At 73.3% G+C, this 13,657-nt stretch carries 12 protein-coding genes; 4 read left to right on the forward strand and 8 right to left on the reverse strand.

The features are described from left to right. Positions 1 to 113 precede the first annotated feature (113 nt). On the forward strand, positions 114 to 1,877 hold the full coding sequence (locus QEZ54_RS13685) for an ABC transporter ATP-binding protein (protein ID WP_281304953.1): 1,764 nt from the start codon (positions 114 to 116) through the stop codon (positions 1,875 to 1,877). On the opposite strand, the gene QEZ54_RS13690 is transcribed toward QEZ54_RS13685, so the two are convergent. From QEZ54_RS13690 to QEZ54_RS13715, 6 genes are all read right to left on the reverse strand, one after another. Further along, positions 1,874 to 4,111 (reverse strand): PQQ-dependent sugar dehydrogenase, encoded by a 2,238-nt coding sequence (locus QEZ54_RS13690; RefSeq protein WP_281304954.1) that lies wholly within the window; start codon positions 4,109 to 4,111, stop codon positions 1,874 to 1,876. The genes QEZ54_RS13685 and QEZ54_RS13690 overlap by 4 nt on opposite strands. A gap of 98 nt (positions 4,112 to 4,209) precedes the next feature. Then, positions 4,210 to 5,127 (reverse strand): GNAT family N-acetyltransferase, encoded by a 918-nt coding sequence (locus QEZ54_RS13695; RefSeq protein ID WP_281304955.1) that lies wholly within the window; start codon positions 5,125 to 5,127, stop codon positions 4,210 to 4,212. 30 nt (positions 5,128 to 5,157) lie between these two features. Further along, positions 5,158 to 5,574 carry a hypothetical protein gene (locus tag QEZ54_RS13700; protein WP_281304956.1) on the reverse strand — a complete coding sequence of 139 codons (417 nt, stop codon included), beginning with the start codon at positions 5,572 to 5,574 and terminating at the stop codon, positions 5,158 to 5,160. A gap of 20 nt (positions 5,575 to 5,594) precedes the next feature. Beyond that, positions 5,595 to 6,941, reverse strand: a complete 1,347-nt coding sequence (locus tag QEZ54_RS13705) for an NAD(P)/FAD-dependent oxidoreductase (protein WP_281304957.1) — start codon at positions 6,939 to 6,941, stop codon at positions 5,595 to 5,597. Positions 6,942 to 6,964: 23 nt separating this feature from the next. Continuing rightward, positions 6,965 to 7,975 (reverse strand): LacI family DNA-binding transcriptional regulator, encoded by a 1,011-nt coding sequence (locus QEZ54_RS13710; RefSeq protein WP_281304958.1) that lies wholly within the window; start codon positions 7,973 to 7,975, stop codon positions 6,965 to 6,967. Between the two features lie 195 nt (positions 7,976 to 8,170). Next, complete coding sequence (locus QEZ54_RS13715; protein ID WP_281304959.1) at positions 8,171 to 8,644, reverse strand: helix-turn-helix domain-containing protein; 474 nt, start codon at positions 8,642 to 8,644, stop codon at positions 8,171 to 8,173. Between the two features lie 54 nt (positions 8,645 to 8,698). Here QEZ54_RS13715 and QEZ54_RS13720 point away from each other — a divergent pair, with 54 nt between their 5' ends. Beyond that, positions 8,699 to 9,232, forward strand: a complete 534-nt coding sequence (locus QEZ54_RS13720) for a PaaI family thioesterase (protein ID WP_281304960.1) — start codon at positions 8,699 to 8,701, stop codon at positions 9,230 to 9,232. Between the two features lie 70 nt (positions 9,233 to 9,302). Next, a complete protein-coding gene (locus QEZ54_RS13725; protein WP_281304961.1) occupies positions 9,303 to 10,106 on the forward strand; it encodes an ATP-grasp domain-containing protein in 804 nt (267 codons plus the stop codon). 200 nt (positions 10,107 to 10,306) lie between these two features. Here QEZ54_RS13725 and QEZ54_RS13730 read toward each other — a convergent pair whose 3' ends face one another. Next, positions 10,307 to 11,266 (reverse strand): LysR family transcriptional regulator, encoded by a 960-nt coding sequence (locus tag QEZ54_RS13730; protein WP_281304962.1) that lies wholly within the window; start codon positions 11,264 to 11,266, stop codon positions 10,307 to 10,309. A gap of 126 nt (positions 11,267 to 11,392) precedes the next feature. On the opposite strand from QEZ54_RS13730, the gene QEZ54_RS13735 reads away from it, so the two are divergent. Next, entirely contained in the window at positions 11,393 to 13,021 is a 1,629-nt protein-coding gene (locus QEZ54_RS13735) for an MFS transporter (RefSeq protein WP_281304963.1), read from the forward strand. Here QEZ54_RS13735 and QEZ54_RS13740 read toward each other — a convergent pair. Then, entirely contained in the window at positions 12,982 to 13,557 is a 576-nt protein-coding gene (locus QEZ54_RS13740; protein ID WP_281304964.1) for a TIGR03086 family metal-binding protein, read from the reverse strand. The two genes, QEZ54_RS13735 and QEZ54_RS13740, sit on opposite strands and share 40 nt — an antisense overlap. Positions 13,558 to 13,657: the final 100 nt, after the last annotated feature.

A 13,657-nucleotide genomic window follows, 5' to 3' on the forward strand; every position in this document is an offset into this window, starting at 1 on the left:
GGCGGTTACGGCGCCGCCGGGCGGATCTATAGGCTCGTCGCGTACTTCGATGGCGAAGGGCTGTGCCCCCGCGTGTGCTCGGCCCGGCACGAGCACACGGCAAGGAGCGCGACATGGCGCTGGCGCAGCACCCCCTCGACCACCGCTACCGCGGCGAGCATCCGGTCCGGACCGTGGCGTACCTGCTGCGCGAGGACCGCTGGAAGCTCCTGCTCGGCGTGTTCGCGTTCATGGTCAAGCACAGCCCTACCTGGCTGCTGCCCCTGGTCACCGCCAACGTCATCGACGTGGTGGTGCAGCACGGCCCGGTGGTGAAGCTGTGGCTGAACGCGGCGCTGCTGCTGGCCATGCTGAGCCTCAACTACCCGTTCCACGTGCTGTTCGTACGCTGCCACAGCGGCTCGGTGCGGCGGATGGGCACCCGGCTGCGCTCGGCGCTGGTGCGTCGCATGCAGGAGCTGTCCATCGGCTACCACTCCCGGGCCAGCGCCGCGGTGCTGCAGTCCAAGGTGATCCGCGACGTCGAGGCCATCGAGACGATGGTGCAGCAGGCCGGCGACGTGGGCACGGGCGCGACGATGATGCTGCTCGGCGGCCTGATCGTGATCGCGGTGCGAGCACCCGCGTTCCTGCCGGTCTTCGCGGTGCTGGTGCCGTGCGCGGCGCTGCTGGTGATGAAGCTGCGCGAGCGGATGCGCACCGACAACGAGTCGTTCCGGCACGAGGTCGAGCGGCTGTCCTCGCGGGTGGCCGAGATGACCTCGCTGATCCCGATCACCCGCGCGCACGGCCTGGAGCGGGTCGCGGTGCGCCGCGTCGACACCTCGCTGGACCGGGTGCTGCGCGCCGGGCTGCGGCTGGACCTGCTCAACGGCCGCTTCGGCGCCCTGGCCTGGACCTCGCTGCAGGTGCTGGGCGTGGGCTGCCTGGCCGGTTCGGCGCTGGCGGCGTACTACGGCTGGGTGCCGATCACCGCCGGTGACGTGGTCATGCTCAGCGCCTTCTTCACCTCGCTGACCGCGTCGGTGACCACGCTGCTCACCCTCGGGCCGATCATCATCAAGGGGCTGGAGTCGGTGCGCTCGGTCGGCGAGGTGCTGCAGGCCCCCGATCTGGAGACCAACGCGGGCAAGGCCGAGGTCGAGCAGGTGCGCGGCGAGGTCGAGTTCCAGGACGTGACCTTCCGGTACGACGACGGCGACGACGCCGTGGCCGACTTCAGCCTGCGGGTGGCCCCCGGCGAGCGGATCGCGCTGGTCGGTGCCTCCGGCGCGGGCAAGTCCACGGTGCTCAACCTGGTCATCGGCTTCCTGCGCCCTACCCACGGGCGGATCATGCTCGACGGGCGCGACATGCAGGACCTGGACCTGCGCACGTACCGGCGGTTCGTGTCGGTGGTGCCGCAGGAGCCGATCCTGTTCGAGGGCAGCATCCACGAGAACGTCACGTACGGCATGGGCGACGTGCCGCTGGAGCGGGTCCGCCAGGCGCTGGCCGACGCCAACGCGCTGGACTTCGTCGACCAGCTCTCGCACGGCCTCGACACCGTGGTGGGGGAGCGGGGCGCGCGGCTGTCGGGCGGGCAGCGGCAGCGGCTGGCGATCGCGCGGGCGCTGATCCGCGACCCGCGCGTGCTGATCCTCGACGAGGCCACCTCGGCGCTGGACACCCGCTCGGAGGCGCTGATCCAGCAGGCGCTGGCGCGGCTGGTCGCCGGGCGGACCGTGTTCACGGTCGCGCACCGGCTGTCGACCATCCGCAACGCCGACCGGATCGTGGTGATGCACGGCGGGCGGATCCAGGAGGTGGGCTCGCACGACGAGCTGCTGGACCGGCGCGGGGCGTACGCCCACCTCCAGGCGGGCCAGCTCGCCTAGCGGCCCTCCTCCTCGGCGAAGACGGCGGTGAAGGTGCGCCCGTTCGGGGGCGCCTTCACCACGTGGGTGGCCCGGCCCTTGTCCGACCAGGACTTCCACACGTACGTGTCGCCGTCGTCGTCCTGCGGGCTGCCCGCGGTCACCGTGGTGCTCGCGCCCTGGATCAGCTCGCGGGTGAACGGCGTCTCGGCCGTGTACGACCCGACCGTCAGCTCCAGCCCCGACGGCTCGGTCTTGAACGTCAGCTTGACCGTCTTCGGGTCCAGCCGGTGCAGCACGGTGCCGCTCAGCCCGTCGGCGTCGGTGGCGGTGAGCGCCAGCTCCAGGTACGACGGGAACTCGTGCTCGGGCCCGGTGAACGACCCCTTGGCCACCCCGGTGAAGTCGCTGACCACGTGGGTGTGGCAGCCGCCGCCGTCGGCGCAGTGCTGCAGCCGCAGCTGCCAGGCGAGCTTGGCGGCGGGCAGCCGGCCCTGCTCCGGGTCGTCGGCGTGGCCCTGGAAGGTGGTCTTCTCGCCGACGCGCCAGAGGCGGCTGGTCGTCGGCCATTCGATCACCGGTACGGGCGCCGACCCCCCGGCGCGGATCGTCGTGCTGTACTCGCCGAAAGCCCCGAGCGCGTCGGTGACCCGCAGCTTGGCGGCGAACCGGCCCGGCTGCGGATAGGTGTGCTCGACCGAGCGTCCGGTGTCGTCCCAGCTCCCGTCGCTGGTGAAGTCCCACTGGTAGGTGAGCTCAGCCAGGTCGCGGACGTCGGGGTCGGTGGAGGCGGCGGCGTCGAACTCGACCGTCAGCGGCACCGGCCCGGAGGCCGGGGTGGCGGTGAAGTACGCCGTCGGGGCCCCGTTGCCGCCCGCGTGGCGCAGGCGGTGCACGCTGCCGGCGCGGGAGGTGTAGTAGACGTCGCCGTCGGGGCCCAGCGCCAGGTCGGTCAGCGTGATGGTGTCGCGGGCCAGCACCGACACGTGCTCCGGGTCGGGCACGCCGTCGTCGTCGGCGAGCATCGCCCACACGCAGTTGCGCACGTAGTCGGTGAACAGCAGCGAGCCGGCGTACTGGTCGGGCCAGGCACCGTCCTCGCGCGGGTAGAACAGCGACGGGCCGACCGCGCTGCCCGCGGCGGTGCCGCACCCGTCGCCCGCGGCGACCGCCTGGGTGTGGCCGTACGAGAAGTACGGCGTGACCGCGCCCCCGGCCGTGTACAGCGACTCGCACAGCGGCAGGTCGGCGTTGTCGTAGCTGCGCATCCGGTCCGGCCCCTCGTAGCAGGGCCAGCCGAAGTTGACCAGGGCGTCCTTCGGCGATTTCAGCCGGTCGACCTCCTCGTAGCCGTTCCAGCCCACGTCGCTGATCCAGACCTCGTCGGTGCCGGGCCGGACGTTGAACCGGAACGGGTTGCGCAGGCCGTACGCGACGACGCGCCGGGCGGCCTCGTCGGCGGCACCGGCGTTCGGGTTGTCCGGGGCGCCCTTGCCGGTGCGCGGGTCCAGCCGCAGCAGCGCACCGTTGTACGCGGCCGGATCGGCGCTGGTGCGCGGGTCCTGGGCGCGCAGCGCACCGCCCTCGCGGGCCGGGTCGCCGCAGGGGTTGGCCGGGGTGCCGAGCTGCCCGTAGTCGACCTTGGAGAAGTTGGCGCCGTCGCCAGCGGTGGCGTAGAGCATGCCGTCGCGGCCGAACTTGAGGTCGCCGACGGAGTGGCTGGGGAACTGCTGGCACCAGCCGCTCACCAGCACCTCCTCCGCGCCGGTCATCCTGTTCCCGGCGGCCTTGAGCCGCGACACCCGCGAGGTCGCCAGGCAGGTGCCGTCGGTGGGCTGGGCGCACACGTCGTGCCAGAACGGCGCCTTCTTGCCGGGCGGGGCGTCGTAGGTGTAGAGCACGTACACCCAGGGGTCGGCGGGGAAGTCCGGGGCCAGGGCCATCCCTAGCAGGCCGCGGTCCCACTGGTGGTGCACGTTGGCGGTCAGGTCGGCGAAGACGGTGGGGGAGGTGTCGGTGACGCTGTCGTACACTTTGATCACGCCGCGCTTCTCGGCCACGAACAGGCGGCCGTCCTTGGCGAACTCGAGGTTCATCGGCTGCGACAGCCCGCTCACCGCGACCTGGTCGACGAACCCGGTCTGCGGCGCCAGCGCGGTCTGCGCTCGCGGCTGCGCGGCCGCGGGCGGGGCCAGGGCCAGCCCGGACGTGAGCAGACCGATGACGACCGTGGTGAGACGGCGGTGGACCCGCATGGGGGCGCTCCTCAGGTGTTACCGAGGGGGCGGCGCCTACAGCCTAAGATCACAGAACGCCTGGTCACGGCACCTGGCGCGCGTGTCCGCGCGGTGCTTCACAGCGTCTTGCGGCAGGACCGCTCGACCGCGGCGGGCCGGTAGCCCAGCCAGGCGTTCACGGCCAGCATCGGCGCGTTGACGCCGTCGTTGGAGGTGTACGCGGCGGTGAACCCGGCCGCCGCGGCGCGGTGCAGCGAGTCCGCCTTGGCGAGTTTGGCCAGGCCGCGGCCCCGGAACTGGCGCAGCACCCCGGTGTAGGCGCTGTGGTAGCGGCCGGAGGCCGGATCGGCGTCGACGAGCACCACCGCCGCCGGGACGTCGTCGACGAAGGCCACGGTGCCGAGTTCGGGGTGGTGGTCCGGGTCGTGCCAGTGCATGGCCAGCCATTCCTCGTACGGCATCAGGTCGGTGACCGTGTCGCCGGGTTCGTCCAGGGTCGTGGCCGCGTCGATCTCGTACACCGCGCGCGGGCCCACCTCGGCGGCGCCGGCCAGGCGCACCCCTGCGGGCAGCGGCGGGACCGGCGGCACCGTGCGCGGATCGACCATGCTGTAGCGCATGACGCGGCCCGGCTCGTACCCGTGGCGCCGCACCCAGGCCAGCGACTCCGGCCGGTCCGGGCACCAGCCGCGCGCCTGCGTGCCGCCGACCGAGCGCAGGTGCGCCTCGGCGGCGGACAGCAGCGTGGTGCCGACGCCGAGGCCCTGGTGCTCCGGGAGCACGCTCACGATGACGCTGGCCGCCCCCGGCTCGGAGGTGCCGTAGTCGAGCATGGCCCGCGCCATGCCGACCCGGACCCCGCCGCGCTCGGCCAGCAGCACCGTGAACCTGGCCCGCTCCGGCACGGTGCGGAACACGTTGCGCTGCGAGGCCACCGACTGCACCCGGTACGGGAACACCGCCGCGCGCAGCCGCGCCAGGAACTCCAGGTCGGCGTCGTCCACAGTGCACGCTCGTACCACCGTCTGCCCCATGGCTTCTGTGTAGCAGCCGGGGCAAGCGGTTTAGGCCGGGTCCGGCGGCAGCAGTGGCAGCATGACCAGCGGCAGCAGCACGCCGCCGGCCAACAGCACCAGGCTCGCCAGCAGCGGCCCGGTGTCGAGCGTGCCGTGCCGGACGGTGTGGAAGACCAGGTGCAGGGTGTCGAAGACGAGCACGCCGAGCAGCGCCAGCCGGGCGGTGGCCCGCCGGTAGCGCACCGCGGGCACCGCCAGCAGCACCGCCAGCGTCAGGAAGGTCGCCCCGAGGTCGGCGGTCAGGTGCTCGTTGAACGGCGGGTACGCCGCCGTCCAGTGCTGCCCGAACCCGGGGAAGACGTCGAAGAAGTGCGCGGGTGCGGCGTACGCCCACAGCCCCCACCAGGCCAGCACCGCCGCACCCGCCGCGAGCCCCGCCCGCGCCCAACCCACCGGTATCCGCATGCCCCGCAGTCTGCCGTAGCTCAGTCCAGCCGGTGTACCGCGTCCTCGATGGCCCGGTGGAACGTCGGGTACGCGTAGATCATGTGCCGCAGCATCTCCAGCGGCACCTGCGCGTGCACCGCGACCGTCAGCGCGCCCAGCACCTCGCCGCCGCTCGGACCGGCCGAGGTCGCCCCGACCAGCACGTCGCGGTCGGCGTCGGCGACCAGTTTGATGAAGCCGTCGTTGCCCGCCTTGTGGATGAAGCCGCGGCTGGACTGCGGCAGCGGGCTCACCGCGGTCTTCACGTGGATGCCCTGGTGCCGGGCCTGCGCCTCGGTCAGGCCGACCGCGCCGATCTCGGGGTCGGTGAAGGTGACCCGGGGCTGGGCCCGGTAGTCGGCGGGCGGCCCCGCCTGGCCCAGGATGTCGCGGACGGCGATCCCGGCCTGGTACATCGACATGTGGGTGAACGCGCCGTGCCCGGTGACGTCGCCGACGGCCCAGAGCCCGTCCCCGGCGCGCATGTGCCCGTCGGCGGCGATCGCCCGCGCGTCCGGGTCGAGCCCGACCGTCTCCAGCCCGAGCCGCCCCAGCTGGGCGGTGCGCCCCGTGGCGACCAGCAGCTTCTCGTTGGTGATCGCGGTGCCGTCGGCCAGGTGCACGGTCATGCCGTCGACCCGCTCCACCCGCGCGCCCTTGTGCACCTGCGCGCCGTCGCGCCGCAGCACCTGCTCGACCAGCTCCGACGCCTCCGGCTCCTCCATCCCCAGCAGCCGCTCACCGGACTCGATCACGCAGACGCCGACGCCGAACCGGGCGAACATCTGCGCCAGCTCCAGCCCGATCGCCCCGCCGCCTATCACGGTCAGCGACCCGGGCAGCGTGTCGGCCTCGATCGCCTCCCGGTTGGTCCAGAACGTGGTGTCGGCCAGCCCCGGGATCGGCGGGATCACCGGTGCGGTGCCGGTCGCCACGACCACGCCCCGGCTCGCCCGGTACGTCACCCCGTCGACCTCGACCTGGCGCGGGCCGGTCAGCCGCCCGGTGCCGCGCAGGAACGTGCCGCCGCGGTTGGTGAACCGGTCGACGGCCACCTTGTCGTCCCACGAGTCGGTGGCCTCGTCGCGGATGCGCAGCGCCACCGGCGCCCAGTCGGGGAACACCTCGGCGTGCCCGGCCATGCCGTCGATCCGCCGGCCCTCGGTCAGCAGCCCCGAGGCGCGGATCATCATCTTGCTCGGAATGCACCCCCAGTACGGGCACTCCCCGCCGACCAGCCGGTTCTCGATGCCCAGCACGCGCAGCCCGGCGTCGGCGAGCTTCCCGCCGACCTCCTCGCCGCCGACGCCCAGCCCGAGCACGATGATGTCGAAGTCGTCAGCCATGGTCCACGTATACCCGACTTCGGTCAGGCAGAAGCGCGTACCACGAGTTCGGTGGGCAGGATGGTGGCCGGGGCTGCCTCCTCGCCGGCGATCGCGCGCAGCAGCTGGCGGGCCAGCTCACGACCCAGATCCAGGATCGGCTGGCGTACGGTCGTGAGCGGCGGGTCGCTGTAGCGGGAGATCTCGAAGTCGTCGAAGCCGACCACGGCCACGTCCTCGGGCACCCGGCGGCCCATCGCGCGCAGCGTGGCCAGCGCGCCGTGCGCCATCAGGTCCGAGGCGACGAAGACCGCGTCCAGCAGCGGATCGTCCTCCAGCAGCTGCCGCATGGCCTGCTGGCCGGACTCGCGGGTGAAGTCGCCGACGGCCACGATCGAGCGCCGGTCCGACCCGGCCAGCTCCGCCCGGTAGCCGGCCAGCCGGTCGATCCCGGCGATCATGTCCTGCGGCCCGGCGATGGTGGCGATGCGGGTGCGCCCGGCGTCGAGCAGGTGCCGCACCGCGGCCCGGACGCCGCCGACGTGGTCGACGTCCACATACGGCACCGTGGAGCGGCCCAGCGGGCGGCCGGTGACCACGACCGGGATGCCGAGGCGGGCCAGCTGCCCCGGCAGCGGGTCGGCGCCGTGCGTGGAGGCGAACAGGACCCCGTCGACGTGGCGGGCGGTGGTGTAGCGCTCGACGCGCTCGTACCCGGCGACGGTGTTGGTCATCATCAGCACGAGCTGCTTGTCCGCCGTGTCGAGCTCCTGGCTGACGCCGTGGATGATGCTCGGGAAGAACGGGTCGTCGGAGAAGACCCGGCCCGCCGCCTCGGGCAGCACCAGCGCGACCGAGTCGGTGCGCTGGGTGACCAGGCTCCGGGCGGCCGGGTTCGGGATGTAGCCGAGCTCGGCGACGGCGCGCTGGACCGCGGCCCGGATCGGCTCGGCGACCTTGGGGGAGCCGTTGACCACGCGCGACACCGTCGCCCGCGACACGCCGGCCACGCGGGCCACGGCTTCGAGGGTGGGGCGCTCGCGTGTGGGTTGCATGCCGCTTCCTTCGCCTGTCGGGTGCCGACTGCCGCTCGACCGGTGGCAGTGAGAGCGCTTTCAGTCCGAAGGCGCCCGGCACGTCCGGATAACACGACGATAAACGGCACTTCACATCGTACACAAGCGATAGAGGAGTATGTGCGAGAGCGCTCTCCGGCAAGATCCGGGCACGACCTCGCCCGCGTTCCGGCGTCAGGGGCGGGGGATGGCGCCGGGGCCGGGGCGGGTGGCGATGCGGCGCGGTGAGGTGACGGGGTGGCCGTCGGCGCAGGTCAGGGTGGCGTGGACGAGGGCGCCGCAGTCGCGGTGGGTCATCTCCACCGGTGGGCCCTGCGGGTCGGCCAGGTAGCGGTCGCCCCACTCGCGTACGGCGACGAGCACCGGATACAGGTCGAACCCCTTCTCGGTGAGCCGGTACTCGTGGCGCTCCCGCTCGCCGGGTTCGCGGTAGGGCTCGCGGCGCAGGATGCCCTCGCCGACGAGGCGGGCCAGCCGGTTGGCCAGCACCTGGCGCGGGATGTCGGTGTGCGCGCGCATGTCGTCGAAGCGGCGTACCCCGTTGAAGACCTCGCGCAGCACCACCAGGGTCCAGCGTTCGCCGAGCACGGCCAGGGCCCGGCCGACGGTGCAGTTCTCGGTCGACCAGTCGAGTGCGGAAGGTCTCACCTCACCAGGCTAAGTCTTGTTGACAGACTCAGCCAGTCGGGTGAGGCTGGGTCCATGACCCAGTCCCGGCGCCTCGCGCCGACCGCCGACACCACCCGCAGCCGCACGTTCACCTGGGAGGACCCGGCGGTCGGCCTGCCCGAGACGGACGGCCGCAGCGGCCTGGAGCTGCTGCGCGCGATGAGCCGGGGCGAGCTGCCCGCGCCGCCGGTGATGCACCTGCTCGGCATGGACGGCATCGAGGCCGAAGAGGGCCGGATCGTGGTGACCATGCGGGCGCAGGAGTTCCACTACAACCCGCTGGGCACGCTGCACGGCGGCATCCTGTCCACGCTGCTGGACACGGCGGCCGCCTGCGCGGTGCACACCACGCTGCCCGCGAACACCGGATACACCTCGCTGGACCTGAACACCAGGTTCCTGCGCCCGGCGACGGTCGAGTCCGGCATGCTGCGCTGCGAGGGCACGGTGATCTCGCGGGGACGGCGTACCGCGCTGGCCCAGGCGCACCTGACCGACGAGCGCGGCCGGCTGATCGCGCACGCGACCTCGACCTGCCTGATCTTCGACCTGCCCGGCACGGCCTGACCGAGCCGCGGAGCCGTCCGGCGTGGAAACGGGGCGGTGCGGGGTGGGCCCGGTGTGACAGCATGCGGGCGTGACGGGGGTACTGGTGCTGGCGCCTCGGGTGACCGAGAGCGGACTGGCCTGCGCGGACGCCGCGCGACGGCGCGGGATGAGAGTCGAGACGCTGCGCGAGTGGCGGGTGCCGGGCGACCTGGCTGAGGCGCAGGGCGTGCACCTGTACGCCGGACCGCTGTTCGCCGACGCCGTCGGCGCCGAACTCGGCCTCGGACTGCTCGAACCCGATGGGGACTGGCTGGCCCGGCTGCCGCGCGAGGTGGTCCGGCGCGAGATCGCGTTCACCACCCTGGAGCGGGCGCGCGGGCTGCGGCGGGCCGCGTTCGTGAAGCCGCCGGAGGACAAGAGCTTCCCCGCCCGGGTGTACCCGGACGGCGCCGCCCTGCCCGGCCCGGACGTCGCCGACGGCGACCTTCCGGTGCTGGTCAGCGACATCGTCCTGTTCCTGGCCGAGTTCCGGCTGTTCGTGCTGGACGGTGCCGTCGTCACGGCCACCCGGTACGCGGTGGCGGGCGAGGTGGACGCGGCGGGTGACGATCCGCGCTGCGCGGAGGCGATCGACTTCGCGGCGGCCCTGCTCGCGCCCGGGATGCCGGCGCTGCCCAGTGCGGTGGTGGTCGACGTGGGGCTGATCGCCGACCCGCGTACCGGGCGGCCGGAGTGGGCGGTGATCGAGGCCAACGCGGCCTGGGCGAGCGGCCACTACGCCGCCGACCCGGACCTGGCGCTGGAGACGGTGCTCCGCTCCGGCGGGCCCCGTGCCGCGGTGCTTCCCGCCGACGAGCGCTACCTGCGCACCCTCCCGGAGGTCGTGCACTGACCGAGCGGCGGTGCGCGGCGTGTCGCCGCCCGCCCGCACGCCCGCCCGCCCGCACGCCCGCCCGCCCGCCCGCACTTAGCATCGATGCTGGCCTATCCAGAAGACGGTTTTCGCGAAATCGTCCTCTGGATAGGCCAGCGTCGATTCAAGGCGGGGCGGGAGCGGGCGGGGTGGGGGTGGGGTGGGGTGGCTGTGCGGGGTCAGGGGGTGGGTTGGCGGGTTAGCCAGGCGCGGTAGCCGGGGCTGAGCTGGATCGCGTCGTCGTATGCCTCTGCGGCGTACTCGATGAGCTTGGGTGCCGCCACGGCCGCCGGAGCCTCCGGATGCCAGCCGATCAGGTGCCGCCAGCGCAGCGGGGTGCCCGCCAGCGGCACCGCGCGCACCCCGGCGACCTCGCGGAACGTCGGCTGGCACAGCGCCACCAGGCCGCCGCCGCGGACCAGGTCGGTGACGCCGCCGACGTCGTTCTCGTGGATCGGGCTCGGCGTGAACCCGGCCCGGGTGCAGGCGGCGGCGAAGCAGTCGGCCAGGCAGCCGTCGCCGGGCGTGGCCGTCCAGCGGGCCCCGGCCAGCGCGGCCAGCTCCACCTCGGCGGCCCGCGCGTACGGGTGTTGCTCCGGCAGCAGCACGAAGACGGGGGCGACGGCGACGGTGTGCCAGGTCAGGCGGCTGTCCGGCGGTTGCGCCTCGCCGCAGGTGCCGATCAGCGCGAAGTCCAGCCGCCCGTCGCCGAGCATGCTCGCCAGCTCCGCGGCCGACCAGGACGGATGGGTGTGCAGCTGGGCGTGCGGCTGCGCCGCGGCCAGGCGTCGGACCATGCCGCCGATGAGCGGTCCGTTGACCGCGCCGATTCGGTAGCTGCCGAGCCCGTCGCCGGGTGCGCCGCCGCCCGTACCGGCGAACTGCACCGCCTCGTCCTGCAGCCCCTGCATCGCGGGCAGCAGCACCCGGGCGCGGGCCAGCACGAGCTCGCCCAGCGGGGTCGGGTGCGCGCCGCGGCGGTCGCGGACGAACAGCTGGCCGCCGAGCGTACGCTCGATGCGCTGCAGCTGGGTGGTCAGCGCGGGCGCGGCCAGGCCCAGCGACGCGGCGGCCTTGGTGACGCTGCCCGCGTCGGCTATCGCGCAGACGACCCGCAGGTGCCGCAGCTCCAACCTCACCCGGTGATGCTAAGTCGGCAACCGTTGTCGCAAAAGCGTCCACGATCGGCCGGAACGCACGATGGATCGTGATCGAACCGCGCGGGTAGGGTGGCGCTGCGACCGGGCGACGAGGCGGAGGTGGCCATGAGGCGCAAAGTCGCGCTCTTCGGCCTGCTCGGAGCCGAACTGGTGTCGTCGGTCGGGTCGCGGATGTCCTTTCTGGCCATTCCCTGGCTGGTGCTGGTCACCACGAACGATCCGGCGCGGGTCGGCATCGTCGGCTTCGCCGAGGCGGTGCCGTACATCCTGGCCGGGATCTTCGGCACGCCGCTGGCCGACCGGTACGGTGTGCGCCAGGTGTCGATCCTGGTGGATCTGGGCAGCGCGCTGAGCGTGGCCGGCATCGCGGCGTTCGGCGCGGACGACTTCTGGGTGCTGGTGGCCCTGATCGCGGTCACCGGCGCGCTGCGGGGCGTCGGCGACAAGTCGAAACGGGTGCTGCTGCCGCCGGTGGTGGAGCAGTCGGGCACGTCGATGGCCCGGGTGACCGCGGTGTTCGCCGCGCTGAGCCGGGTGGCCATGCTGATCGGGGCGGCCGTGGCCGGGGTGCTCATCGCCTGGCTGGGCCCGGTCGGCGCGATCTGGGCCGACGCCGCGACCTTCGCCGCGTGCGCGGCCGTCGTCACGGTGCTGGTGCGGCTGACCGACGCGCAGAACAAGCCCGCCGCTGAGAAGGAGTCGTACTTCGCGAGCCTGCGCGCGGGCTGGAACTTCGTCCGCCAGGAGCGGCTGGTGCGCAGCCTGGTCGGGATGATGTTCGTGACCAACCTGTTCAACCAGGCCAGCGCGGTGGTGTTCGTGCCCATGTGGGTGCGCGAGCACCTGGACTCGCCGCTGGCGCTGGGCTGGCTCGGCGGGTCGTTCGCCCTCGGCGCGATCGCGGGCGGCGTGGCGTTCGCGGCGCTGGTGACCAGGCTGCCGCGGTACGCGACGCTGGTGCTCGGCTACTTCATCGGCGGCTCGCCGCGCTTCCTGGTGCTGGCGCTCAGCGACGACCTGCGGGTGGCGCTGGTGGTGTCGTTCGTGGCCGGGATCGCCATGAGCTCCATCAACCCGACGTACGGCCTGCTCATGTTCGAGCGGGTGCCGCGCGGGATGCAGGCGCGCGTGTTCGGGCTGACCGGCGCGATCACCTTCGGCGGCATCCCGCTGGGCGGCATGGTGGGGGCCTGGTCGGTGGAGACGCTCGGGCTGAGCGGGGGCCTGCTGCTGGCCGCGGCGGTGTACTTCACCGCGACGCTGACCCCGATCTTCGGCTGGCGGCTGTGGCGCCAGCTGAACGACCTGCCCGCGACCCGGCCCGGCACCGAGCTGCCACCCGTGCCGCTGTGGCAGGAGTACATGGTGGAGATCGGCCGCCGGATCGGGCTGACCGACACCGGACCGGCGGTGCCGGTGTCGGTGACCCTGGCCTACGCCGGGGGCGGCTGGACGGTGACGGCACGGCGCGGCAGGCGCAGGCTCGCGCCGACCTACCCGATCACTCCGGCGGAGGCGCTGAAGCACGTGGCGGCGCTGGAGGTGCCCGCGGTGAGCGAGGCGGTCGAGGAGGTCCACCGCGCCGAGCTCGACGCCGTGGCCCGGCGCGCGGCCACGGTGCGGGCCAACCTCGCCGCCCTCGAGCACACCGCGGCGGACCTGGCCGACGCGGTGCGGCCGCCGACCGCCCCGGCTCAGCTGCCGCCCGGCCAGTCCGGGCGCCGGCCGAGGTAGGCCACCAGCCGGTCGCCGACCGGCGCGTCAGGGGCGGGCTCGACCATGAGCCCGAACGCCTTGCTCGGCCGGTCGGTGGGCCACCGCCTGGCCACGGTCATCGCCGAGTTCGCCAGCCCGGGGTCGATGGTGCCGGCGGCGCCGATGGTCCGGGCCACGTCCCAGCCGTGCACCAGGAAGTCGACGAAGTGCATGCCGAGCACGGTGGCGGCGGTGAAGGTGCCGTAGCCGAACACCTCGATCTTGCGGTCGAGCAGGGTGCGCGCGCCGAACGCCTTGGTGACCAGGGACGCCGACTCGGTGTACGCGCGGCGCGGGTCGCTGGGCGGGGTCAGGTCGTCCCAGACCTCGGCGCCGACCGGGCGGCCCGCGGCCGCCGCGGCGAAGCCTCGGTTGTGGCCGATCATGTGGCCGAGCAGCTGTCCCAGGGTCCAGTCGCCGCAGGGAGTGGGCCGGGCGAGGTCGGCGCGCCTCACCCGGGCGATGACGGCACCGGCTGCGTCCAGGGCACGCCGGTCCAGGTCACGAAGGTCCATGTATCGCACCTTATTCCCGAGACCGGTTCCCGGACACCCCTGGCAGCCATTTCTTTCCTGTCTGTCCGAGCACATAGGACGGTCCAATAAGCTGACTGAT

This window comes from Catellatospora sp. KI3 (genome assembly GCF_029948125.1).
In the GTDB taxonomy this organism is placed as follows: Bacteria; Actinomycetota; Actinomycetes; order Mycobacteriales; family Micromonosporaceae; genus Catellatospora.